The sequence below is a fragment of the Paenibacillus sp. FSL R7-0333 genome (genome assembly GCF_038000365.1).
Taxonomy (GTDB): domain Bacteria; phylum Bacillota; class Bacilli; order Paenibacillales; family Paenibacillaceae; genus Paenibacillus_AQ; species Paenibacillus_AQ silagei.
Window position 1 is genome coordinate 6961290 of the sequence record NZ_JBBOBZ010000001.1, and the last position, 24923, is coordinate 6986212.

Annotated in this window: 21 protein-coding genes and 1 riboswitch; of the genes, 8 read left to right on the forward strand and 13 right to left on the reverse strand. The window is 55.6% G+C overall.

Going from position 1 to position 24923, the window contains the following annotated elements; genetic code table 11:
* The first annotated feature begins 288 nt into the window (after positions 1-288).
* The 5 genes from MKY86_RS29845 (at position 289) to MKY86_RS29865 (ending at position 5344) form a co-directional block, all read left to right on the forward strand.
* Positions 289-996: a futalosine hydrolase gene (locus MKY86_RS29845; protein WP_076074689.1), complete on the forward strand. Its 708-nt coding sequence runs from the start codon at positions 289-291 to the stop codon at positions 994-996.
* Positions 996-1847, forward strand: coding sequence for a 1,4-dihydroxy-6-naphthoate synthase (locus tag MKY86_RS29850; protein ID WP_076074692.1), 852 nt, complete (start codon positions 996-998; stop codon positions 1845-1847). Before MKY86_RS29845 ends, MKY86_RS29850 begins: the two co-directional genes overlap by 1 nt.
* Before the next feature lie 93 nt (positions 1848-1940).
* Positions 1941-2765 carry a class I SAM-dependent methyltransferase gene (locus MKY86_RS29855; RefSeq protein ID WP_076074694.1) on the forward strand — a complete coding sequence of 275 codons (825 nt, stop codon included), beginning with the start codon at positions 1941-1943 and terminating at the stop codon, positions 2763-2765.
* Between the two features lie 251 nt (positions 2766-3016).
* The gene (locus MKY86_RS29860) at positions 3017-4393 is read left to right on the forward strand and encodes a helix-turn-helix domain-containing protein (protein ID WP_340827665.1); all 1377 of its coding nucleotides are present in this window, start codon (positions 3017-3019) and stop codon (positions 4391-4393) included.
* Between the two features lie 276 nt (positions 4394-4669).
* Positions 4670-5344: a hypothetical protein gene (locus tag MKY86_RS29865; protein ID WP_036728157.1), complete on the forward strand. Its 675-nt coding sequence runs from the start codon at positions 4670-4672 to the stop codon at positions 5342-5344.
* A gap of 478 nt (positions 5345-5822) precedes the next feature.
* On the opposite strand, the gene MKY86_RS29870 is transcribed toward MKY86_RS29865, so the two are convergent.
* The 4 genes from MKY86_RS29870 to MKY86_RS29885 are packed head-to-tail and all read right to left on the reverse strand — an operon-like array spanning position 5823 to position 9655.
* Entirely contained in the window at positions 5823-6896 is a 1074-nt protein-coding gene (locus MKY86_RS29870; RefSeq protein WP_036728155.1) for an ABC transporter substrate-binding protein, read from the reverse strand.
* Positions 6893-7720 carry an ABC transporter permease gene (locus MKY86_RS29875; protein WP_076074941.1) on the reverse strand — a complete coding sequence of 276 codons (828 nt, stop codon included), beginning with the start codon at positions 7718-7720 and terminating at the stop codon, positions 6893-6895. The genes MKY86_RS29870 and MKY86_RS29875 overlap by 4 nt, the downstream gene beginning before the upstream one ends.
* 14 nt (positions 7721-7734) lie before the next feature.
* Positions 7735-8541, reverse strand: a complete 807-nt coding sequence (locus MKY86_RS29880) for an ABC transporter permease (protein WP_076074698.1) — start codon at positions 8539-8541, stop codon at positions 7735-7737.
* Positions 8531-9655 (reverse strand): ABC transporter ATP-binding protein, encoded by a 1125-nt coding sequence (locus MKY86_RS29885; protein ID WP_340827666.1) that lies wholly within the window; start codon positions 9653-9655, stop codon positions 8531-8533. The genes MKY86_RS29880 and MKY86_RS29885 overlap by 11 nt, the downstream gene beginning before the upstream one ends.
* A gap of 293 nt (positions 9656-9948) precedes the next feature.
* Between MKY86_RS29885 and MKY86_RS29890 the strand changes: the two genes are divergently transcribed.
* On the forward strand, positions 9949-11052 hold the full coding sequence (locus MKY86_RS29890; protein ID WP_051478252.1) for an FUSC family protein: 1104 nt from the start codon (positions 9949-9951) through the stop codon (positions 11050-11052).
* A gap of 370 nt (positions 11053-11422) precedes the next feature.
* Here the strand turns inward: MKY86_RS29890 and atzF are convergent, their stop codons facing one another.
* Genes atzF through biuH form a run of 8 tightly spaced genes read right to left on the reverse strand, consistent with a single transcriptional unit; the run spans position 11423 to position 19840 of the window.
* Entirely contained in the window at positions 11423-13333 is a 1911-nt protein-coding gene (gene atzF, locus MKY86_RS29895; protein ID WP_076074700.1) for an allophanate hydrolase, read from the reverse strand.
* A gap of 6 nt (positions 13334-13339) precedes the next feature.
* Entirely contained in the window at positions 13340-14977 is a 1638-nt protein-coding gene (locus MKY86_RS29900) for a PucR family transcriptional regulator (RefSeq protein WP_076074703.1), read from the reverse strand.
* A 16-nt stretch (positions 14978-14993) separates the two neighbouring features.
* Complete coding sequence (locus tag MKY86_RS29905; protein WP_076074705.1) at positions 14994-15422, reverse strand: cupin domain-containing protein; 429 nt, start codon at positions 15420-15422, stop codon at positions 14994-14996.
* A gap of 56 nt (positions 15423-15478) precedes the next feature.
* Positions 15479-16549 (reverse strand): ring-opening amidohydrolase, encoded by a 1071-nt coding sequence (locus MKY86_RS29910; protein ID WP_340827667.1) that lies wholly within the window; start codon positions 16547-16549, stop codon positions 15479-15481.
* Positions 16546-17298 (reverse strand): ABC transporter permease, encoded by a 753-nt coding sequence (locus MKY86_RS29915; protein WP_036728133.1) that lies wholly within the window; start codon positions 17296-17298, stop codon positions 16546-16548. The genes MKY86_RS29910 and MKY86_RS29915 overlap by 4 nt, the downstream gene beginning before the upstream one ends.
* Complete coding sequence (locus MKY86_RS29920; protein ID WP_076074708.1) at positions 17295-18104, reverse strand: ABC transporter ATP-binding protein; 810 nt, start codon at positions 18102-18104, stop codon at positions 17295-17297. The genes MKY86_RS29915 and MKY86_RS29920 overlap by 4 nt, the downstream gene beginning before the upstream one ends.
* 13 nt (positions 18105-18117) lie before the next feature.
* On the reverse strand, positions 18118-19131 hold the full coding sequence (locus tag MKY86_RS29925; RefSeq protein ID WP_076074710.1) for an ABC transporter substrate-binding protein: 1014 nt from the start codon (positions 19129-19131) through the stop codon (positions 18118-18120).
* Between the two features lie 25 nt (positions 19132-19156).
* On the reverse strand, positions 19157-19840 hold the full coding sequence (gene biuH, locus MKY86_RS29930) for a biuret amidohydrolase (protein WP_076074713.1): 684 nt from the start codon (positions 19838-19840) through the stop codon (positions 19157-19159).
* A gap of 504 nt (positions 19841-20344) precedes the next feature.
* Positions 20345-20437: riboswitch (cyclic di-GMP riboswitch) on the forward strand.
* A 107-nt stretch (positions 20438-20544) separates the two neighbouring features.
* On the opposite strand from biuH, the gene MKY86_RS29935 reads away from it, so the two are divergent.
* Together MKY86_RS29935 and MKY86_RS29940 are read left to right on the forward strand one after the other, a co-directional pair.
* Positions 20545-22164: a flagellar assembly protein A gene (locus MKY86_RS29935; RefSeq protein WP_076074731.1), complete on the forward strand. Its 1620-nt coding sequence runs from the start codon at positions 20545-20547 to the stop codon at positions 22162-22164.
* A gap of 30 nt (positions 22165-22194) precedes the next feature.
* Entirely contained in the window at positions 22195-23169 is a 975-nt protein-coding gene (locus MKY86_RS29940; RefSeq protein ID WP_076074733.1) for an aldo/keto reductase, read from the forward strand.
* A gap of 97 nt (positions 23170-23266) precedes the next feature.
* Here MKY86_RS29940 and hcp read toward each other — a convergent pair whose 3' ends face one another.
* Positions 23267-24919, reverse strand: coding sequence for a hydroxylamine reductase (hcp, locus tag MKY86_RS29945; RefSeq protein WP_143803526.1), 1653 nt, complete (start codon positions 24917-24919; stop codon positions 23267-23269).
* Between the last annotated feature and the right edge of the window lie 4 nt (positions 24920-24923).

Genomic DNA, 24923 nt, shown 5'->3' on the forward strand with positions numbered 1-24923 from the left:
TCTACATCTAATAGAGCTGAATTTCGCCACTTTGGGTGAACTATCCTTAATTAAGTGCCTTTTATCCAGCTGCTGTTTTAGCAGGGTTTATTCGTTCATCAGCAAGTGGACAAAATCCCTCTATCTCCCGCTCCGCATATTTGATTTGTTCTCTAAAACGGCGTAGACTTTCAAAAGGTGAGTATACAACGAAGCAAACGGCTCTTAGCAAGCAACTTATTGGTTATTCCTAATACTTCAAATGAATCCTATCCTAACTTATACCAAGGCTACAAAAGGAGGCTGATTATGGAATCGAAGGCTCATCATCATTCCGGGGCCGCCGCGCGCAGTGCTGCGGCGGAAGAAGCCCCCGCGCCGCGCGTGCTGATCGTGACGGCAGTCGCGGCTGAGCGCGAGGCGGTCCTGCGCGGCCTCGCCGGCAGCCGCAGGTTCGACGTCATCGCGGCGGGCGCCGGCACCGCAGCGGCAGCGGCGGGCACCGCCGCCGCCCTGGCAGCCGGCTCGTACGGCTGCGTAGTCAGCGCCGGGATCGGCGGCGGCTTCCCGGGCCGGGCTCCCGTAGGCTCGCTGGTCGTCGCCAGCGAGATGCGGGACGCGGCCCTCGGCGCAGAGACGCCGGAGGGCTTCCGCAGCGCTGCCGAGCTTGGCTTCGGCAGCGTGTCCGTGCCTGCGCCCGGCGGCACGGTGCAGGCCCTTGCGGCCGCGCTCGCAGCGGCCGGCCTCACGGTAAGCACGGGCCCCGTGCTTACCGTGTCGACCGCGACCGGCACCACCGGGACGGCCGCGGCTCTGGCCGCACGCCACCCGGAGGCGGCAGCGGAGGCGATGGAAGGCCACGGGGTCGCCGTGGCCGCCCAGGCGCTGGGAATCGCGGCGCTGGAGCTGCGCGCGATCTCGAACCCGGTCGGCCCGCGCGACCGGGCCGCGTGGAAGATCAATGAAGCGCTGGACGCTCTGGCAGCGGCGGCGGCTATTTTACGGGAGGTGCTGTAATGACACAAGAGCTTCATATTGCTTATTCCCCTTGTCCTAACGATACCTTTGTCTTTCATGCCTGGGCGCATGGCCTGATTCCCGGCGCACCCAAGCTGGATGTAATGTTTGCCGATATCGATATTACGAACGGGCTTGCAGCAGACGGCGCCGGGCCTGAAGTGCTCAAGATTTCCTACGCCGCCCTCCCCTGGGTGCTGGACAAGTACAAGCTGCTCCCTTGCGGCGGTGCGCTGGGACGGGGCTGCGGCCCGCTTGTACTAACCCGCAAAGGCGCAGGCGCCATCAAACATCCGCGCGAGCTGTCCGGCCGCAGAATTGCCGTCCCGAGCGAACGCTCTACGGCATACCTGCTGTTCCGTCTTTGGGTAGCACAGCAGGTGCAGGGCGGTCCGGCCGAGATCGTCGTTATGCCTTTTGATGAGATCATGCCTGCCGTGCAAAAGGGAGAGATCGATGCCGGACTCGTCATTCACGAAGCCCGCTTCACTTACCCGTCTTACAATCTCAACCTGCTGACTGACCTCGGGAGCTGGTGGGAGAGCGATACCGGCTTGCCTATTCCGCTCGGTGCGATCATTGCCCGCCGCGATCTGGACCATGACGCCATTACCGGCTGGATTCGCAGCTCACTCCAGTATGCCTGGGACCATCCTCTCGACTGCCAGGAATACGTGCTAAGCCACGCCCAGGAGCTATCGCCGGAAGTGGCCAAATCGCATATTGATCTTTACGTCAATGAATTCACGATGAGCCTTGGCGAGGACGGCTATGCGGCCATCTCTGCACTGCTGAACCGGGCTGCTGCCGAAGGGCTTGTGCCTGCGGTTGATCCGGCGCTTCTGCGTTAGCAGGGGGAGCTTCATGACCCTCCGTTCCTTTTGAACAACAGGCATGACTAACTTATCCTACACTTAGCTACCTATAGCGAGGAGGCCATTCCTATGATTCCTTCAGGCAACAGCAAGGCTAATATCGACCGTTTTTTGGGGTACCAAAATGACTACGACCGTTATCGGCCGGAAGCGCCGCCGATGGTGATTGAACTGCTCACCAGTTACCTGGGCCACCGTCCTGCCCATGTTGCAGATATTGGCTGCGGCACCGGCCTGTCCACCTTTCTGTGGAAGGATGCCGCCAATGCAGTGACCGGAGTGGAGCCAAACCCGGATATGCTGGGCAAGGCTCAGGACAAGCTCCGTCTTCTCGGCAGCGGAGCGGATAACCTGTATTTTGTGCAGGGCTACTCCAACCAGCTTCCTTTCGATACGGAGAGTGTGGACATTATCACCTGCTCCCAGTCGTTCCACTGGATGGACCCGGACAGCACTCTTCAGGAAATCGCCCGTTGTCTGCGGCCCGGCGGAGTCTTTGCCGCCTACGACTGTGACTGGCCTCTGGTGCTGCAGCCCGCTATTGAAGCCCGTTACAACCGGCTGATTGCGGCTTCGGATGCCATGCTTGCGGAGCTTCAGCCCGGTGCCAACCAGGCCAGCAAATGGGACAAGGAAGGTCATTTGAACCGGATCAAAGCCAGCGGACGGTTTACGTACGCGAGAGAGATTGTTTTTCACAATATGGAGTCATGCGATGCACAGCGCTATATCGGGCTGGCCCTCAGCCAGGGCGGCGTCCAGTCCCTCCTGAAGCTTAGCCCGGCCTCGCTTGAGCAGGACATCGCAGAATTCTCGGCACAGGTAGAGGAATTCTTCCAGGGCCGGACCTTGCAGGTACCGGTTAGCTACCGGATGCGGACCGCTGTGAAGTAACCATCCCCGTTAGCAACCAAGCTCCTGTCTAAATAGTACAAGTAGAATCAAAAACGCGCCCCAGTTATCCCCGCAAAGGAACCGGGGCGTTTCAATGTCTCGGAAGACTTAACCAGGGACATTCCATGTCTGCCCTTCCTTTTGTTCACTGTATCTACTAATCCGCTCTATTGACCATTGGAATATTATCACATATTATTACACCAATGAAATAAAAATCTAATTACTGGGATTAGGTCAGGTGGTGTTATATGAAGTCCACAACCACGATTCGCGATCAGGTAACCGCATATTTGTCTAATCAGGGCCTGTCCATTAATCAGTTTGCCATCTCTTCAGGAATTAATTCCGGCACACTCAGCCGTGTCGTTAAAGACCGTCAACCGATTGCCATGGATCATCTGGAGCGTATTACCCGGGGTATGGGCCTGCCGGAGGACTACTTCTATACCTTATACGTGGACGAATGCTTTCATCATTCGGCTCCCACCTGGCGGCGCTTGCGGCCGTTTCTTGTGCGTTCAGCGGCGCTCGGCCGTCTTGACTGTGTTGAACAGGTAGTTAGGAACCTGCTGGAGAATCTGGTCTATGCCCCTATGCTATTCGAAGTTGCAGAAGGATTGTTCGAGCAGGGATTGTGGCACGCAGCAGCATTATTGTATGAGAATGTGAGCACCAGTGAGAAATATCAGAATTCCGAACGGCTGGCAATATGCCAATATCGCTTGTTCCGGATTGGCCTCGGTGATGACCAGAGCAGTAATCTGCGGGTAGCCATCCTGTTCGAATGCTTCATCGACCGGCTGAATGAGGCGGATCAGCTGGACGGATTGAAAGACCTGCTGGATGTCTACTACTCTCTGCAAAAGTGGTCCAAGGTGAACGAGCTTGCCGAGAAAATGCTTGAGCTGGCTACCCTCCGTTACAATCTCCAGCTCCGCTCGAAACGTAAACCGGACAACGAAAGATCACCTTCAAGTCCGCTGTATTTATATATTCTCCGTTCCCATCTCTTTTTATCAAGTGTCTGTATGGAATATGGGGACTATAAGTCTGCAATAGAGCGTGTAAGCCTTTATACAGATGTGCCTTGGATACAAGAAACTAATGACGAAAAAGAGCGGATATTAGCCCAATTCAAGGAGTGGGGTAGAGCAAATATCTATTTGTATCGTATACTCGATGGGCAGTTAGAGGTACTAAATAATTATGTGGAATTTATATCTACCCAGCCAGACGAGATATTCACGGCAATATATAACATTGTTAAATCTGCAAATCGGTATAATTGGAATATAGACCATATTCTTGAGCGCTTCTCTAGTTACATCCCTTACAGAACATATAACTCCGAATTCGGTGAATATAACCAGCAAGTTATGGCTGATAAACACACCAGATTTCTCGTTGAATTAGCAGCCTACTACTTACATAATAAAAGAAATGAAGGGATTAGTTTCGTCCTTCAAAGTTTGGAATCCTCTGCTAAAATTAACAACGAGACTATAGTCATCACCTGTGTAGATCTGTTTGAACAATACAGACATATAGCACGTGATGATGAAATCGAGAGTTACAAACTTCTAATCAGAGAGGTGCACAAATTTAATGAGAAAAAAATTATTTAAGCTTATTGTACTATGTAGTTTAGCCGCAGTAATTAGTTCCACTGCAGGAACCATAGAGTCAGTAACAAGTAGCGATGCACAGTATTCTTTTCAAACTATGTCTCATGGTATAGGAAGTTAATTACTCCTCCTTCCTATTTACCAAAGATCTTCATACTGCATTCTAGCTTTCCCCCAGCATTTACCCTATACTTAACATCAGCGAGACGAAGAACGTCCCGGTTGCCCTTTAGGGGAAGCCGGGGCGTTTTCTATTTTCCGGAGAGGATGAGGAGCATGACTTTTGAAGAAGCACATGAACAATTTATCAGCGGACACTTGAATTGCAGACCTGAGGGGGAACGAAGAGCACGCTTGGAAAGGGGGCATCGGCATGCCGAGGTGCTGTTCCTGAAGAATGTATGGTGGCCTTTGCGGGGACATTTTACCGGACTTCACCCGGAGTATGAGGTGATGGATTGGCGGGGACGATCTTATTTCGCTGACTTTGCTTGGCTGCCCGGATACGTAAAGCTGCTGATCGAAATCAAAGGCTATGCTTCGCATGTACGTGATATGGACCGCAACAAATACTGCGGCGAGCTGAACCGCGAGACCTTCCTGTACGCCATGGGCTATCATGTGATTTCCTTCGCATACGATGATGTTGAACAGCGTCCCGAGCTCTGCATAACCTTGCTGCGGATGGTGCTGGGCAGATATCAGCCTGCGGCAACCCCAGTATCGCGCGTACAGTTGATGGAGCAGGAGGTCATCCGGTTAACCGTTCATCTAGCCCGGCCTATTCGCCCGCAGGATGTAAAGCAGCATTTCTCAATTGATTACAGAACCGCTGTCCGCACCTTGCGAAGTCTGTCTGACAAGGGCTGGCTCGTACCGGTTCCCACCAGCAATCAGGAACGAACCGCACGATATGAGTTGAAGCGCGGTGTACTGGAATATTTTAATTAGCCTTCGGCAAATAATTGGAAAAACGCATCTTAATTTCGCTATTCCCAAGGAATACTCGACAACAAGTGGAAAACCAGCAACTGCTGCTCCTGGTTTTGCCGCTATAGGGCGATCTGGGGAAATTTAAGTGCTGTTTTTCCAACTCTCTCCCCCACAACCCATTAATACTCATCAGTAGGTGGACAAAATCCATCTGTTACCCGCTTCCGCAGCATTATCACCCAATTCCACCAACATAGATTACTCCACCAGCATCGGCAACACCGTTCTTATCCTCTATCAAACCATCAGCCGCCAGCACCCCACTCCTTCAATCCTCGTCAGTCCCCATTCCTCCACGCCGTTATAGTCCCGCTCCCCTATCCCCTATGCAACTCCCGCCACCCACTTCCACCTTACCCCCTGGCAAGCAAAAGCCCCCCGCCTACGCAATACGCGCATGCAGGGGGCTTCTGTACTCTTCCGGCGCTTACGCCAGCTACTTCTTATTCATCTTAAACATCAGGAACAGCTCATTATAGTGGGCAAGCATCCGCTTGCCGAGGTTGTCGTAGACCTCCAGCCGGTCGGTAAGCTCGGCGGGCGGGTAGAAGCGCTCGTCACCGGAGATGTCCTCCGGCAGCAGCTTCAGGCCGGGAACGTTCGGCGTGGAATAGCCGACGTATTCCGTATTCTGGGCCGCCACATCCGGCCGCAGCATGAAGTTGATGAACTTATGCGCGCCTTCCACATTGCCGGCGGTGCGCGGAATGACCATGTTGTCGAACCATTTGTTCGAGCCTTCCTCCGGCACGACAAAGTCCAGCTTGTCGTTGTCATCCATGATCTCCGAAGCGTCGCCGGACCAGACGATACCGACCGCCGCTTCTTCGTTGGCGAGCAGCATTTTGACCTCGTCGCCCACAATGGCCTTCACATTCGGAGACAGCTTGTTCAGCTTCGCGAGTGCCTCCTGCAAATGCTCCTCCTTCGTGTCGTTGACGGAATAGTGCAGGCTGTTCAGCGCCATGCCCATGACCTCACGGGCTCCGTCCACGAGGAAGATATTATTCTTCAGCCGCTTGTCCCATAAGGAATTCCAGCTGCTGAAATCGATGCCCTTCGTCATCTCCGGGTTGAAGATGATCCCCACCGTCCCCCAGAAATAAGGAACCGAATACTTGTTACCGGGATCGAAGGACAGATTCATGAACTTGGAATCGATGTTGGCGAGATTCGGCAGCTTGCTGTGATCCAGCGGCAGCAGCAGATTCTCTTCCCGCATCTTGGCGATCGCGTAGTCAGAGGGGATCACAACATCGAAGATCGTACCCCCCTGCTCTACCTTGGTCAGCATCGCTTCATTGGAATCGAACGTCTGGTAGATGACCGTAATCCCGGTCTCCTCCTGGAATTGCTTCAGGAGATCGGGGTCCACATAGTCGCCCCAGTTATAGATAGTCAGCGTGTTGCCGCCAGAATAGCCCTGGGCCGAGTTCAGCCGGGAGGCCAGGAACATCAGTCCGAAGGCGACGATCAGAATCGCCAGGAACGTATTGACTAGCTGCTTCATCTAGGCACCCCCGCTTCGGCCACCGGCTCGGCAATTTGTGCCGCCGGGCGGCTCTTACGCTGGTTCAGGTAGTAATAACCGATGACCAGCAGAATTGTGAAGAGGAAAATCAGCGTCGACAACGCGTTAATCGACAGCGAGACCCCCTGACGGGCACGGGAATAGATCTCCACCGACAGGGTGGAATAGCCATTGCCCGTGACGAAGAAGGTGACTGCGAAATCATCCAGGGAATAGGTCAGGGCCATGAAGAATCCGCTGAAGATTCCCGGCTTGATGATCGGCAGAATGACCTTCGTGAGCACATCCCGGCGCGTAGCGCCGAGATCACGCGCGGCATCCGTCAGGGTCGGGCTCATCTCCTGCAAATGCGGTAGGATCATAATGACCGCAATCGGAATGCTGAACGCCACATGCGAGAGCAGCACGGAGGTGAAGCCGAGCTTGATCCCGACAATCGTGAACAGGATCAGGAAGGAGGCGCCGATAATGACATCCGGGCTGACAATCAGCACATTGTTCAGCGAGAGCAGCGTGTTTTTGGCCCGGCGGCTGCGGACATGATGGATCGCCAGCGCACCGATTACCGCTATGATGGTCGCAATGGCCGATGACAGAAGGGCGATGACCAGTGTGTTAATCACAATAATCATCAGCCGGGTATCGGCAACTACCTCACGGTAATAATCCAGCGTGAAGCCTTCGAACTTGTGCATCGTACCGCCGCTGTTGAACGAGTAGTACATCAGATAGAAGATCGGCGCGTACAGCACCAGGAAGACCAGCACCAGATAGATATTGGCGATGCCGTTCTTGTTCTTAATCCTGCGTCTGTTCTTCATCCGCGCACCCCCTTCCGGGAGCCGCCGGTCAGAATCATGAACAGCGCCATAATGGCGATCAGGAACACCGCAACGGTGGAGCCCATACCCCAATCCTGTGTGACCAGGAAGTGCTGCTCAATCGCGGTACCGAGCGTAATCACCCGGTTTCCGGCAATCAGACGCGTAATCATGAACAGCGACAGCGCCGGAATGAACACCGCCATGCAGCCGGAGCGTACACCCGAGATCGTCAGCGGAAAAACCACCCGCCGGAACGTTGTCCATCCCGATGCACCCAGATCGCGCGCAGCATCCACCAGCGACAGATTCATCTCATCCAGGGCACTGAAGATCGGCAGAATCATGAAAGGAATGAAAATATACACTGACACAAACACAAAACTGAAGCCCGTGAACAGTATCTGCTGCTCGCCCAGACCCATCAGATCAAAGAAATTATTGACCGGGCCGAAGGTGCCGAAAATCCCGATGAAGGCGTATGTCTTCAGCAACAGGTTGATCCAGGTCGGCAGAATAATCAGCAGCAGCCAGAGCTGCTTGTGCTTCGTTCGCGTAAGCAGGTAAGCGGCCGGATAAGCCACCAACAGCGAGAACAGCGTAATCAGAAAAGCGTACCAGAACGAATTCAGCATCATCCGCATATAGACCGGTGTGAAGAAATTGACGTAGTTATTCAGCGTCAGCTTCCCCTCCAGATCGAATAGGGAATAGTAGACCACCAGCAGCACCGGCGCAATGACAAACAGCGCGATCCACAGGTAGTACGGGATGAGGTAATACGACTTGCCCTTAGTCATCATGGCTCTCCACCTCGGCGTAAGCCTCCAGACGCTTGTCGAACTCCTCCTCCGTTTCACCGAACCGCATAACATGGATCGCTTCCGGGTCAAAATACAGCCCGATCTCGGAGCCAACCTCCGCCTTACGGGTAGAATGGACGAGCCATTCATGGCCGGAGCCGTCATAGCAGCTGATCTCGTAGTGAACCCCGCGGAACAGCTGCGAATCCACACGCACCTTCAGCTTGCCCGCCTCAACTGTAGCAATCTCCAGATCCTCGGGACGGATGACAATCTCCACCGCTTCATTCGGCCGCAGACCGGCATCGACACATTCGAACCGGTGACCGTTGAATTCCACTACATAGTCCTCAATCATCACACCCGGCACGATGTTCGACTCTCCGATGAAGTCGGCCACGAACCGGTTAATCGGTTCATCGTAGATATCATTAGGCGTGCCGCTCTGCTCAATCTTGCCGCCGTTCATGACGAAGATCCAGTCGGACATCGCCAGCGCCTCTTCCTGGTCATGGGTGACGAAGATGAAGGTGATGCCCAGCCGTTGCTGCATCTCCCGCAGAATATACTGCATCTCCGTACGCAGCTTCAGATCAAGCGCCGAGAGCGGCTCGTCCAGCAGCAGCACCTGCGGCTCGTTGACAATGGCGCGCGCAATGGCCACACGCTGTCTCTGTCCGCCGGACATTTCATTAATGGCCCGCTGATCATAGCCGACCAGGTTGACGAAGCGCAGCGCTTCCTGCACCTTTTGATGAATGATATCCTTCTTCAGCTTCTTGATGCGCAGTCCAAACGCCACATTCTCGAATACGTTCAGATGCGGAAACAGCGCATAGTCCTGAAATACCGTATTGACCTGCCGCTCATTGGCGGGAATGTGGTTGATAATTTTGCCGTTCAGATAGATCGAACCTTCCGTCGGCTCCGCGAAGCCGGCGATCAGACGCAGAATGGTCGTTTTTCCGCAGCCCGAAGGGCCCAGCAGCGTGTAGAATTTACCGCGTTCAATTTCGAAGCTCACGCCTTTGAGTACAGCCTCTTCGTCGTCGTATTGCTTAATCACCTGGTCAAATGAAATAATAGTGCCTTCCGGGGTAGCTATAGCTAACAACCTCCCTTACTTATGTAGTACAACCTATTTTACCCGCTTCTTGCGGGAGACAATCCGGCAGCAGCATGCTTAGCACGGATAAGCGACAATTCTTGCCTTGGTTCGACAGACTTCAATATATATAGCATAAATGAATCCTGCAATATATGCGATAGCTTACATTGTGAAATCGCGCACAAAAACTTAACAAGTTCGTAAAATCTTGCCCGCCTCCCGCCTGTTTTGAGGTGCTATAATGAAAACGGATGAAAACCATAAAATTTTTCCTATTTACATGAAAGAAGATGACAAACATGAACGAGGGCTTACAGGAGCGCCTTGAAAAGTTCGGATTATCCTTATATATGATACGGATTACGCTCGCCGCTTCGCTCTCGTGGCTGGCTGTGCACATTATCTACGGGGACCATTACCTGTACTTCGCGCCGTTGGCGGCGATTCTGATTACCCAGAGCAGTGTCAAGGCCTCCCTAGAAAAAGGCGTCTACCGCATGACCGGCGTGGTCCTTGGCGGCATCGTCAGCCTGATCGTAGGCAAATTCTTCGATGTGGGTGCGCTGTCGATTCTGCTGATGCTGCTGATCGGCATCGGGGTGGCTACCGCCTGCCGGATCAATATCCAGGCCGTCTCGCAGGTCGGCGTCACCTCGGTGCTTGCACTCACCTTCTATCATGACCAATATATCGTCTGGAGAGTCGCCGAGACGCTGATCGGCGTGCTGATTGCCCTCATCATCAATATGATTATCGTGCCGCCCAAGAGCTTCGTCAAGGTCAAGGACCTGGCGCTGAAGGGCAGCCTGACCTTATCCGATGCCTTAACCGGATTCGCTGCAAGCGGCCGGGATGCCGCACAGGCCAAGGCTGCTCTTGAGAGCTCCGGCGAGCTGCTGAAGAAGAGCGACCGGCTGCAGAAGGAGATGCATTACACGCTGTCTCATTACCAGTGCCGCAAGGACATTGGCAAGCTGACACAGACGACCACCCATCTCATCAAGGTCCACTCCTATGTCAAAGCCATAAGCGAAGAGATCGCCCTGCTGCCGGCCCATTATGCCGCAGCCGACTGGATGCTGGAGGTTGTAACCGCAACGGCAGACTGTATCGCCCTGTACGGCACACGAACGCTATCGGATGCCGAATGCAGCGGACGGTCACTCCCCGAGAGTCTGAGAAGAGCCCGCGATGTGCAGCTCGCCTGGTTCTCGGAGCTGCAGGATCAATGCCCGCTCGCGGCCTTCCGTGATCTCGGTGCGGTATTCTCCCACCTGAACCGGATTCTTGAAGAAATTGAACGCGCCGATTATGCGGCCCTTTCCACCGTACCACAGCATGTCAAGGCACAGCCTGCACGCGCCATCCAATTCATACAAAAAGGACTCTTCCACAAGCTATAAGCTTGGGAGAGTCCTTTTTTGGGATTTCTGCAACTTGTTGACGGGATGGGATGCGCGCAGGTAAAGTAGCTTGGATGGCAGACGTAAAGTAATAATAGTTGGAAAAATGACACTTAATTCAGCCAACCTAACCGATTTGACTGAAGCGGTTGGATAAAGTACATCTAATCCGCCGAATTCTATGGAATCCCTTAAAAGCGAGCAAAATAAGTGTTGTTTATCCATCTGCTGTTCCCATAGGAGGTATTCCACCAGCAGCAAATGGAGAAAATCCAACTAATTACTACAGTATCCCGGTGACGCAAAATGGGATATCCAAATCTCACCTGCGTACATTGCTGCACTCAGAGCTAAATGCCTAAAACGGTAGTTAATCTGTAGGCAAGTATCTCCAGCCCCCGTAGGCTGTAACGTTCTCAGCTCCGGCGGCGGCATAGCCTTCGCAGATGAAGCCCGTCACTTCGCGGCCATCGGCAAGCGCCACCCGTCCCAGACCCAGCGGGGCCGGGATAAGCGTGGCGAATGCGCCCAGCGATTCCACCGGCATCTGCCACAGCTCCAGCTCGATAGCGCTTCCCCCTGCCGCCTGTCTCAGCAGACCCGGCTTCGCCGGCACGGTAGGGAGCTTGACCAGCTCATAACAGGCAGCAGTCCGCGCCTCCTGCCAGAAGTGCGCGCCATGCTCCAGCATCTGCTTCTCCAGCGGGAAGCCGCGCATATGCAGCCCGCAGACCGCAAGTGTAACCATGCCGGACGCTGGTAGTTCGGCGCTAGTAGCAGCACCAGTCCCTCCGGCCTCACCAACGTCAGCCCCAGCAGTACCACCTGCACCACTAGTACCTCCGCCAGCTTCCGACTCCAGCGATTGGTGCTCTGCCAGAAGTTGAGCCTCGGCCCCGGCAGCACTCCCCCCACTCTCACCATCATTCCCCTCCGCCAGAAGCCGCGCCCCGGCTCCGGCAAGCAGATGCTCACTGTCCGCCAGAGCGAACAGCGTAATGCCGAACGGCAGGTTCCCCGCCGCTTCCCCGGCGGGAATTGCCACCGCCGACAGGTCCAGCAGGTTGCAGTGATTGGTGTAGCGGCCCATATCGGAGTTGGCCCCTACCGGGTTCGCAGCCACCTGCTCCCGGATCCAGGTTCCGCCGCAGGTCGGCAGGACCAGCACCGCATCCCGCAGCAGCAGCTCCGCTTCCCGCTTATACTGCTGCAAGCGGTGCATGGCCTGGAACAGGCTCGAAGCAGTGTGGCGCTCCGCGGCCCCGGAGGAGAGAATCGACTCCGTTACCGGCAGCACTGCTTCACGGTGACTCTCTACGAATCCGGCCAGATCCGCCCAGCGTTCGGCTACCCAGGGGCCGTCGTACAGGATGGCTGCCGCTTCGGAGAACAGCGTACAGTCCACCCGTTCAACCGGCAGCCCCAGCGCCTGAACCGCCGCTTCGGCCCGTTCCCAGGCCCGGCGGTATTCGTCCGCATGGGGCCCGTAGAAGTCCAACGGCGCTTCCGGCAGCAGCAGCTTCCCGGGCAGAGCGGCAGCCTCCCGCTTCACGGAACGTGACCACGGATCGGCTGCATCGAAGCCGCGTGCTGCGCGGTCCACCGTGAGTGCATCCTCCAGATTGTGCGCGAATACGGTGACACAATCCAGGCTGGCACACGCCGGCACTACGCCGCGCACCGGCCAGGCGCCCAGGCTGGGCTTGTAGCCGACCAGCCCGTTCAGTGCGGCCGGCACACGGCCCGAGCCGGCGGTATCAGTGCCCAGGCTGAATACCGCTTGGCCCCGGGCTACAGCAACCGCCGAACCGGCGCTGGAGCCGCCGCTGATGTATTCGGGACGCAGGGCATTATGCGTCTCGCCGTAAGGGCTGCGCACACCGACGAGTCCGGTGGCGAACTGGTCCAGATTGCTTTTGCCGACAGGGATCGCCCCCGCAGCCACCAATCTCGCCACGACCGCTGCGTCGGCTTCCGGCTGATAAGCGAATTCAGGACATGCCGCCGTCGTGGGCAGCCCCTTCACATCGATGTTATCCTTCACCGCGAATGGAATGCCCCACAAGGGATGCTCCTGTGGATTCAGCTCTTTGAGCGCTGCCAGGTAGGGAGCGATCTGCGCCACGGCGGGCGCTTCAATCCAGATGTTCATGTCCTTATCCCGCGCAGCGCGGCGGATGATCTCCCGGATAACCTCCTCCGGGTCCAGCGTGCCGCTCAAATACTGCCCCCGCAGCCAGCCGGCTGTCAGCTTCGCGGGCCATTCTGTTATTGCTGTCATCAGGCTTCATCTCCTTCTCTGCGTATCGGTGCCGGACCTGCGGCCCTTGCCCATCTCATGCAGCTTCAGCGCAAGCTGCAGCTCCAGCATATCGTCACCGTCATCCTGGCTTAATCCCAGCAGCTCACAGGCCCGGTCGATCCGGTAGGTGACCGTATTATAATGAGTGAACAGCTCGCCGGAGGTCCGCTTCACGTTGCGGTTGCACTTGAAATACAGCTGGAGCGTCTGGAGCAGCGAAGCATTATGCTTGCGGTCGTACTCCAGCAGCGGAGCAATATACTGATCCCTGTACTCGGTGATCTCCTCCAGCTCAGGCAGATGGTACAGCAGCCGGAAGACACCCAGCTTCCGGTAATCGACATAAGACCCGCTGTAGCCGCTGATTTGGCGGATGCGGGCGATTTTGCGGGAGGATTCATAGCTGAACCGCACCTGATCAGGGCCGTCCGCAAGATCGCCAATACAGAAGGCGCAGCTCCCGCTGACAACTATCCGGTTCATCTCGGCCAGCAGACGACCCAGCGTCTCCTCCAGCGGAAGCTCCGGCTGCTCCGGCACGGTCAGCACCAGCTCCCCTTCAAGGATGGTGAGCTTCACATGCTGAAGGTCTGCCCGGGCACGCACCCGCTTCACTACCTGCTGCAGCTGCTTAAGCTCCGGCTTATCCTCCAGCCATCCGATGGTTACAGCACGCAGCGGACGTTCCGGTAGCGGACAGCCGCAGGCTGCGCCACGCAGCTTCAGATCCTCGGCAGCGGCAATCCGGCCGCTGATCCAGTCCTGCAGGAACTGGTCCACATACTTCAGCTCCACCTCCCGGCGGGCCCCGGCATTGATCATCTCCAGTCCGACCAGTACACCGACCCGATCAATCGTTAACTGATCCACTACCGATAGCTCGCTGTTCCACTCCAGCAGCACCAGCAGACATTGCTCTGCTCCCTTGTCATTGACAGCCGAGACATAAGCTCGGATACGCCGTTCTCCAACTGTGAGGAATGTAATGCCGAGACTGCCTTCCTGGCGAAGCTGTATCCAGGCCGGAAGCTGCTCCTCCAGCTGTAGCGCATCCGCCTGCGGAGAACAGAAGACCTGATCGGTATCATCCAGCAGGACGACCGGATTATGCAGCATCCCGTCCAGCGTCAGCAGGAAATCCTCAATCCCGTCGCCATGGAGAAGCTGCTTCGACAGCTTCTGGAACCGGCTCTGCAGCTGCGAGAGCTCCCGCGCCTCCTGCACCAGCACCCGCTCCATAATGTCGCGGACCACATCGGAGAAGGAGGTGGAGGCGGGCAGCTCGAAGATCGGGAAGCCCAGCTGATCCGCCAGTTCCAACGCCCTCGGCGGAATCTCATCGATATAACGTTTGGTTTTGATCCCGAGCGCGGACACTCCCTTCTGGTTCAGCTGGGGAATAATCTCTGCGATCAGCTCCGGCCGGTTATGAAAGGGGAAGCCGCTTGTAATCAGGAACTCTCCCGGACGGACCCAGTCAATAACATCGGGAACCTCCATTACATTGACCCGGTTAATATAACGTCCAAGGCCCCCGGCCCCAGCCAGCAGGGCCGCTTCCTTCAGGTCGGGAATCAGCAGGATATCGCTGCAGGTCAAACCGGTAATTACATTGCTGCCCATGGCTCCGCCGCCTTTACTATAGCTTGGAAGAATAGATATCCTCGATTAGTGTAGTGCCGAAGAAGCTGTTGGACGGTACCTCCGCCTCCGCCGGTACAAAAATACTGATCTGCTCCGAAGGAGCATCCCCTGTATTCCTGACAGAATGGACTACGCCCGCAGGCACATGGAACGTATCTCCGGCCCGGTAGCTGTACCACTCCCCGTCACATAGCAGCTTGACCTCTCCTACGGTAATATGAATGATTTCGACTACATCATGATAATGCGGCAAGACTTGGCCGCCGATCCCCAGCTTCTCCCACAGAATCGAGCTCATGCGGATGCCCAGGCGGTCCGCCTCCGTTGCCGAGACAATCTCCCGGTGATACAGCTCTATGTGATTCGGCATAAGCTCCCATGTCATATCTGCTGCTGCCAGCACTTTCGTTTCCTGTGTATGCATATTCGATTCCCCCATGATGGATAGTGATAATACATTGCTCCTGTCAAAAAGCTCTGCTACCTGCGGCGGAACACAGCCGCCACTGGTCCTCCGCCCTTCGGCCCCTGATGCTCGCCTCCGCCGGAGACGTAGATCATCGGGTCGCCGCCGACATAGGCCAGCACACCGCCGACTACAGCCCGCGCATGGCGGGTATGATTGATATCCGAGTCATCCAGCATGATATGGCGGCGTCCGCGGATGACGCCATCGGGATCGGCTTCCGCCTTGGCCAGCACCTGCACCAGCTCTTCACCAGGATAACGGTCCAGCAGGCCCTGAAGCGCAGCGCCATCCACAGCATCCTGCATCACGGCATGGTCGATGTGGTACGGGCCGTCCGCAGACAGTGAGTTCCCGAACACAATCACTTCGCAGCAGGACAGCTCACTGCCCGCCGAAGTGGAGGCTACTACGCTGAATTGAGTCCAGTCCGTGCAGATATCTTCTTCCTGCAAGGCCGCACGATCCACCTCACCCAGCGCTACCCCGGCACCCAGTGCAGAAGCTCCTCTGGAATAGCCCATCGATTTATAAGTATCCTCTGTGACGAGCGAACCCTCACGGCTGTGTGCCTCATAGATCTGCTCAGCGGTAAGCAGCGGACATTTGATCTGTACAAAATGCACATCCTCCGGTGAGGTGATGCCCGCATCCATGACCGCACGGGCCACGGCATCCGCCACTTCGTCCACCTGAGGAAGCCGTCCCAGCTCCTCCGGCCGGAAGCTCCGGGTTCTGGCGACTCCAATGGCGAGTGACTTCAGGCCATCAGTGACCACACCCGGCTCCTTCTGCCCGCTGCGGCTGATAACCGTGAAGTGCGGGCTGAGCACCCCTTCCGTACCGCCGGACATCACATAAGAGATGTCGGCAGCTCCTCCTTTTGCCGCTTCAGCAAAGAATCCTTTCAAGGCCATCACAGCATAACCCCGTGTAAAATCATTCACACAGCCGTTTCCCTCCGTCTTCCCCAGCACCGCGACCACTTCCTCCGGCCGGAACAGGCCTGCTTCCACCGCTGCGCTTAATCCCGACATATCATGCGGTGCGCCTGCCGGGATTCGAATGACCGAGCAGTTCATCATAGATCATCGCTCCTTGTCCAGAAAATAACCCGTTTCTCCAGCAGTCCGATACACCAGAACAGCAGCAGGCCGCACAGCGCCGAAGCAATAATGGCCGAGAACATCACCGGCGTATCCATATGATAGGAAGAGACAAGCACTACATAACCGAGTCCCTTATTCGCTCCGACAAATTCGCCGACTATGGCACCGACTATCGCGAGCGAGGTGGAGATTTTGAGGGCAGAGAAGATATAAGGCAGACTCGTCGGCAGGCGCAGCTTCCAAAAGATTTCGCTTTTCGTCCCTTTGTAGGTGGAGAACAGCTCCCAGGCTTCGTATTCAATGGCCTTAAGCCCCTTGACACTGTTCACCAGAATCGGGAAAAAACAGATCAGCATCGAAGCGATTACCTTCGAGGTATACCCGGTCCCCAGCCAGACGACCAGCAGCGGGGCCAGCGCCACCAGCGGCGTAGTCTTAAGGGCGATGGCCAGCGGGAACATCCCTTTCTCAATCGGCTTGGAATGAACAAAAATCACTGCGGTAGCCAGGCCGAGGATATTGGCGAGAATGAACCCGGTCAGCGCTTCGCCCAGCGTAACCAGTGTATGCGACCACAGCGAGCCATTGATAGCCGAGACTACCTGCGTAGGCGCAGGTAGAAGATACATCGGAACCGACAGGAGACGTACAGCCAGCTCCCACAGCAGCAGGAAGCCGAGCGCAAACGTGACCGGGTACAGGGTGTCTTTGATTTTGACCGTCATAGATGCTTCACCCGCTTTCTCAGTTCCTTGACAATCCGGTGGAATTCCGGCAGCTCCTCCATGCCCGCCTCACGCGGGGAGGGCAGCGTCACCGGAATGATATCCGTCACACCGGCAGGCCGGGGAGACATCATCACGACCCGGTCCGACAGCAGCGCGGATTCATGGATCGAATGGGTGACCATCACAATGCTGCTTAGACTGGTCTCCGGGCTCTCCCATAGCCGCAGCAGCTCGAAATTCAGCTTCTCGCGTGTCAGCTCATCCAGCGCGCCGAACGGCTCATCCATCAGCAGCACCGTCGGATCGGCCGCCAGCGCCCGGGCAATCGCTGCCCGCTGCTGCATCCCGCCGCTGAGCTGATGCGGGAAGTGGTTCAGATAATCCTGGAGGCCGACCAGGCGCAGGGCACTTTCTGCTTTTTCACGTGCCTCGACTTTGCTGAACTTCTTCTTCTCGCCCAGCTCCAGCGGCAGCATGACATTCTGCAGCGCGCTGAGCCACGGCATCAGGACCGGCTTCTGAAAGACCATGCCCAGGGACAGATCAGGTGAAGCATACGCCACCTCTCCACCGGTCTCTGGACTTAACAGCCGCAGCATCAGCCGCAGTGTCGTGGATTTCCCGCAGCCGCTCGGTCCGAGGATCGAAATGAACTCATTGCGGTATACATCAAGACTGACCTGATTCAGCACAGGCACGTTGCCGAAGGACAGAGAGCAATTGCGCAGGGAGAGCATGGTTTCCCGGGTACCGGGATGCTGCGCGGCGGCAGCATCCAGCTGTTCTTTGATCGCTGTTGTCATTGTCGGTCCCTCCTTATTTCAAAAACTCGTTGGTGAACAATCCGCTTATGTCCTGTTCCTTTTTCACAAATCCCAGCTCGACCAGATTCTTCTGCAATGTCTCCCAAGATGCCTCGTCCATTGAGCCCAGCGGGAGCTTCTCCGGATCCAGCAGCGGAATGCTGGCCTTCATCATATTGACCTCATGCTTCAGATCCAGCTTCTCGCCATACTTCAGACCGAATTCCGCCGCTTCCTCCGGATGCTTTACTGCATAATCCCAGCCCTGCATAGAGGCCTGCACGAAGCTTGCGACCATCTCCGGGTCCTTCTTGATGATAGACTCCGTAGTGAACAAGGTATCGGCATAGAAATTGATGCCATAGTCGTTCGGGTCGATAATATTCACTTCCTTGCCCTGCTCCTCTACAGCCAGCACTTCATTAATGACATAGCCGGGCCAGGCCTTGACCTGACCGGTTAACAGCGGACTCAGATCATATTTGACCGGCATCTCTTCGATTTGCGAAGGGTCGATGCCCGCGCTTTTCTCCATGGCACGGAAGGTCAGCTCTTCATTGCCGCCCAGCTTAATGCCTACCTTTTGCCCGACCAGATCCTCCATCGTCTTGATCCCGGACTCTTTGAGCGTGAACATAACGAACGGGGTTTTGCGGTAGATCGCGGACAACGCTTTGACCGGGACGCCTTTCTCTCTGGCGATGACGATCTGGTCGGCACCGGTAACTCCGAACTCCTCACTGCCGGAAGCTACCATCTGCACAGCCGGGAAATCCGAGCCCCCCGGGCGGATCTCAACATCCAGCCCCGCTTCTTTATAGAAGCCTTTTTCCACCGCGGTATAAAAGCCGGCAAACTGCGCCTGGTGAATCCACTTCAGCCGGAGCACCACCTTTTTCAGCTCGCCCGAGCCTTCCGCTCCCTGGCCTTCAGCCTTCCCGGCTTCCGTATTGTTACCGCAGGCGGTCAGGAGCAGCATTAGCGAGGTTAACAGCATCAGCGCTTTTGTTCTGGACTTGTTCCACATGGTTATTCCCCCGTTTATGAATGATTTAGTATTGCTCCAGCGCCTTCAGCACCGCTTGTGAATCACTTACACTGCCGAACACTCCGCCCTGCATTTGAACCATACTCAGCGCCGCCAGGTGATTCGCTTCATCCGTCGCTCCTGTACAATCTGCAAGGATCAGACACTCGTACCCGCGGTCATTGGCTTCCCGCATCGTGGTGTGTACACAGACATCGGTAGTAATACCGGTCAGAATCAGATGGGTAATTCCTTTATTCTTCAGGATCAGGTCCAGGTCTGTTGCGTAAAAGCTCCCTTTGCCCGGCTTGTCTATAATGTACTCTCCGTGGGCAGGCGCCAGCTCATCAATGATCTGCCAGCCGCGCTCCCCCCGCACGAGGATTCGTCCCGCCGGTCCTTCGGAGCCGATCTCGGCCCCGATCTGGCGGCTGCGCCACCGCTTGTTCGCCGGCAGATCCGACAGATCCGGCTTATGCCCCTCGCGGGTATGGATCACGTTGAAGCCTTCGATGTCCCGGATACGGGCCAGCAGCCGCTGAATGGGCTGGATCGCCCTCGCTGTTAATGAGAGGTCATAACCCATTCTCTCGACGTAACCGCCCTTGCCGCAAAAATCCGTCTGCATGTCGATAATCATCAGCGCTGTCTTCGCCGGGTCCACAGCCCCGTCATAAGGCCAGATGTAAGGTGTTGCTGCAATCTGCATGGTTTATGCTCCTCTCCTGATGTCGCTATCTCTATTAATGTTATATTAGTTAACATTAATTCGCGTTTCCTTGGTATGAGTTAGATTATATTACAATGAATTTGCGATGTCTTCGGTTTTATTACGAAATAATACACTGAATGTTTGTGTTTATTTACATAGTTAACATACACATAACATTAACACTCGCAAAACCGCTTATCAAAAAAGAACACTCCGAGTCTTACCAAGCCCAGGGTGTCCCAACAGTTGAATGCTCATACTTTCCTCCCTCTGCCTCTTCCATAAGCTGTAAGCGCTGGGAAACCAGTTTTTTTGTCGAATTAGAGCTGCATATTTCGAGTTTTTTGATAAATAGGCATAATATAGTTGAAAAATAGCTCTTTAAGTACTAGAATTAAGCTTGTTTGCAGAAATTAATGACGCGCAAGAACTATTTATGACTCTTTTTGTCGATTACAGTCGACCATAACTCCCACCTCTACAGGATGTATATCATTGATCTATTTCTAAAGGCAAACTCCCCGAAAGGGCAGGACGCAAAGCTATGGGCCTAAGAACGCCGGAATCTGCGTTTACGGTTGCCAGGCTGCCAATAGAGACCACTTAAGCCAGCTGTTCAGGAGGGCAAGCCTCCCAGGCTTGATGATGTTCTTTTTCTGTACGAATTGCCATTGATCATACGAAAAAGTGAGGTTACAACCATGCCGCAGCAGGATATCGAACCAAGCCGATATGAATTCGTAGAGTCCCTGATGCTCGAACGTAAAGGTCTCCTGGATTCATTCTCTGTGGAGGGCCGAGCTTCTGACGGGACAACTGGAGATAAGAATGGAATTATCCTCGTGCAGGACAACCAGATATTCATTACTCCCCCGCTCCCCGGAGGTGCTCCCGCCCGCATTTCTGCGGTCCACCCTGTTGTCCTGAAGATCAACTGGAAGACCGTTACAGAGCCAACCGAGGTGACCAGAGCGGATTATATCACTTGGGAGATCTGTGAGAAGCCGCAATATGAAATTACCGTATCGACTGACAAGCTCAAGGTCTACTTCACTTTATACCGTGCAGAGAAGTACGCCTGGAATCTGGTCAACTGCCCCGCCGCCTTCGAAGCGGTCGTCCGTGCCCAGCCCAATCCGGCGATGCTGCTGTCCACGCTCACCATAGAACAGATTATCGCCTCACTGGACAACCGTTTTATTCTGCGCAACCTGAACATTCCCGCCCTGTACGCGGAGCTTACGAACCCTACATATCTCCCCGTATGCATCGCTGAAGGCAGAGCCCCGCTGCCCGGCAAGGAAGCCCGGCTGGAATTCCTGCTGCCTGAGCATACACTGGAGGGGAACCGGATGCTTCAGGGACAGGGAGCCCGGGGTCAGAAGCCTGCGGAACCCTTGGAGTATCTCCGTTTCCCGGGAGCCCCCTTTGCCTTTGCAGGCGAAGTCTTCGCCCGCAAGCTGCCGCCGGAAGAAGGCATTCCCGGCCTCGACACAGACGGAAGGGTCCTGCCCCCTCCCCCGCCGCAGGATATCTACTTTGCTGCCGGTAATCATGCCAAGCTCCTTCCCTGTGGTAATATCGTAGCCCGGCACACCGGCAGGCCCCGTATCTGCGGAGGAAGCGGCAGCGTCCGGATATGTGACTTCCCTCCGGTCAGTCTTCTGGCCAGAGAGATGACAGATCCTGCGGGCGATGTTATGTTCGCAGGTGACATCATTGTACCGGGAGATCTGGAAGGACCTGTACGAATTGAAGCCCTCGGGAATGTGTACGTCTATGGCGATATCCGCCAATCTACAATTATAGCCACCGGCAGTATATACGTTAGCGGCCAGGTCACCGGCAGCGGCCTGTACGCCGGACACGCCGGGGTAATGCAGCATCGTCTGCACAGCCTCGCATGCCTGCTGCGGACAGAGACGGACGGACTGCTTGAGGCAGCGCGCCAGCTGGCCAAGAATGTGGAATCCCGCCAGCAATCCGTGAATTACGGCCTGGTAGTCATGCTGCTGCTGGAGGATAAATACAGCCACTTGGGCAGCCTGATCCGTGATTTTCAGGCTGCGCTAAGCCGTATGAACGGGGCGTTCGGCTCCGGCACGGACCAGCTCTGGCAGATGCTTGAGGTATTCGCCCATCCGGGACAATTCACCGGGTACATCACGGACAGTGTCCTAAGCCGCTTCTCCAGGCTGCTGCTTAAGCTGGGTGAGGAGATTGAGCTGCTCCAGGAGGAGCATGCGGTGATTAATCTCGCCCGGTCACAGGACAGCCGCCTGGAGTCCGGCGGCAAGCTGCTTGTGCGTGATTCCTGCTAAGACTACTACTATATAAGGAGAAGTGAGAGCGTGCGATATAACCGTCTGGGCAATAGCGGCCTGCAGGTGTCCGCCCTGGGTCTTGGAACTAATTCCTTCGGCAAACGGGCAGATCAGGAGACCTCGGTCCGCATTCTGCACACCGCTATGGATCAGGGCATCAATTTCATCGATACCGCCAATATCTATGCCGGATCTGAATCGGAGCGGATCATCGGCCTTGCGCTTGAAGGCAAACGCCATAACGCAGTGCTGGCGACCAAAGCCGGATTGCCGAAGCATGAGGGACCCGGCGGCAGCGGCTCTTCGCGCCATCATCTGATGCAGGAGCTGGAGGGCAGCCTGCGCCGGCTGAAGACCGACTATGTCGATCTGTATCAGATTCACACCTTCGACCCCTACACACCGCTGGAGGAAACGCTGCGCACGCTGGATGATCTGATCTCCGCAGGCAAGGTGCGCTATATCGGAGCCTCCAATTATGCCGCCTGGGAGCTGATGAAGGCGCTTGGAATCAGCGAAGCCCGGCACTTCGCGAAATACATCTCTATCCAGTGCAGCTATTCGCTGGCTGACCGCACGCCCGAAGCGGAGCTGCTTCCGCTCTGCCTGGATCAGGGTCTGGGCATCATCCCATACTTCCCTCTGGCGGGCGGCATTCTTACCGGCAAATATACTGGCAGCAGCAAAGCCCTTGCCGGCTCCAGAGCAGAGACCGATCCGAACTTCCGCCGCTTCCTTACCCCGGAGCGCATCTCGCTCGGGGAGCAGGTTCAGGCCATTGCGGAGCGACTGGGCACCTCACCTGCAGCTCTATCCCTGGCCTGGCTGATGAACAGGCCCGCCGTCTCCACGGTGATTGTCGGTGCAACTACAGTAGAGCAGGTACAACACAATCTGCAGAGTCTCTCCGCTTCACCGGATGCGGGAATACTTGAGCAGCTTGACCAGGCCAGCGCCGCCTTCCGCACCGGCGAGCCGTTTGCAGTCTACCGGCTGCCGTAAGCGCTGACGGTGACGTTCATATCCATACACAAAAGCGAGCCCCCGTATACGGAGACTCGCTTTTGTGTATTTTGGCTAATGCTGAAGCTGTATTGCATTATACCGCAGCAATGAACCGCTCCATGTCTTCCTGTACCGTAGTAATACCGCCGATGCCGAAGGTATCTACCAGAACCTTAGCTACATTAGGCGACAGGAAGGCCGGAAGTGTAGGACCCAGATGAATGTTCTTCACGCCCAGATGCAGCAGCGCCAGCAGTACAATCACCGCTTTTTGCTCATACCAGGCAATGTTATAGGAGATCGGAAGATCGTTGATGTCTGCAAGACCGAACACTTCCTTCAGCTTAAGCGCTATGACCACAAGGGAATAGGAGTCATTGCACTGGCCGGCATCAAGTACACGGGGAATTCCGCCGATATCGCCAAGCGCCAGCTTGTTATATTTGTATTTGGCACAGCCGGCGGTCAGGATCACCGTGTCACTCGGCAGCTCTGCCGCGAAGTCGGTGTAATAATTCCGGCTCTTCATCCGTCCGTCGCACCCAGCCATGACGAAGAATTGCTTGATGGCGCCGCTCTCTACTGCTCCAACCACCTGATCCGCGACATTCATTACAGCCGCATGCGCGAAGCCGCCGATAATCTCGCCTGTCTCAATCTCCACCGGAGCGCCACAGCTCTTGGCCTGCTCAATCAGCGCCGAGAAATCCTTCTCTCCATCCGCGCCTGCCGCGATATGCTGAATTCCCGGATACCCGGTGTTGCCTGTCGTGTACAGCCGGTCTTTGTAGCTGTCCTTCGGCGGCACAATGCAGTTCGTAGTCATCAGAATCGGACCATTGAAGCTGGCGAATTCCTCATTCTGCTTCCACCATGCATTGCCGTAGTTGCCTACGAAGTGGCTATACTTCTTGAAGGCCGGGTAGTAGTGGGCCGGCAGCATCTCACTGTGCGTGTACACATCCACTCCGGTACCCTCGGTCTGCTTCAGCAGCGCCTCCATATCCTTGAGGTCATGACCGCTGATCAGAATACCAGGGTTCGTGCCTACCCCAATATTGACTGTGGTAATCTCCGGATTGCCGTAGGCTGCGGTGTTCGCACGGTCAAGCAGCGCCATCACATCCACGCCGAACTTGCCGCATTCCAGCACCAGCGCTGTCAGCTCACCGCCGCTCAGATTGTTATCCAATGCAGCTGCCAAGCCTTTCTCCATAAAAGCATGTGCTCCTGCTTCGTAGAAGCCCAATACCGCGGCATGTTCCATGTAAGCAGCCATTCCCTTCAGGCCATAGGTCAGCAGCTCGCGCAAAGAGCGGATATCCTCATGTTCTGTAGCTAGCACACCTACCGTTGCCGCCTTGTCCATCAGCTCTTCATCGGTCACTGCATTCCAGTTCGCCGCGTCATGCTCCGACAAATAGGCCATCACTCCGGCATCAGCCACTCTGCTGTGCCACAGATCCCGCAGGGCCAGTCCTTCCCGGATCTTCGCCGTGAAGTATTCCGGCACAAAGTTAGCATTGGTAATGGTAGCGAACAAGCTCTCTATCATAAATTTCTCCGTCACCGGATCAGTAATCCCCAGCTCACGCCCGCTGCGCGCGAAGATGGCAATACCCTTAAGTGTATACACCAGAAGATCCTGCAGATTTGCTACCTCACTGGTCTTACCGCACACCCCCTGAATCGTACAACCCGTCCCCTTAGCTGCCTCCTGACACTGGAAACAAAACATTTCGCTCATTACC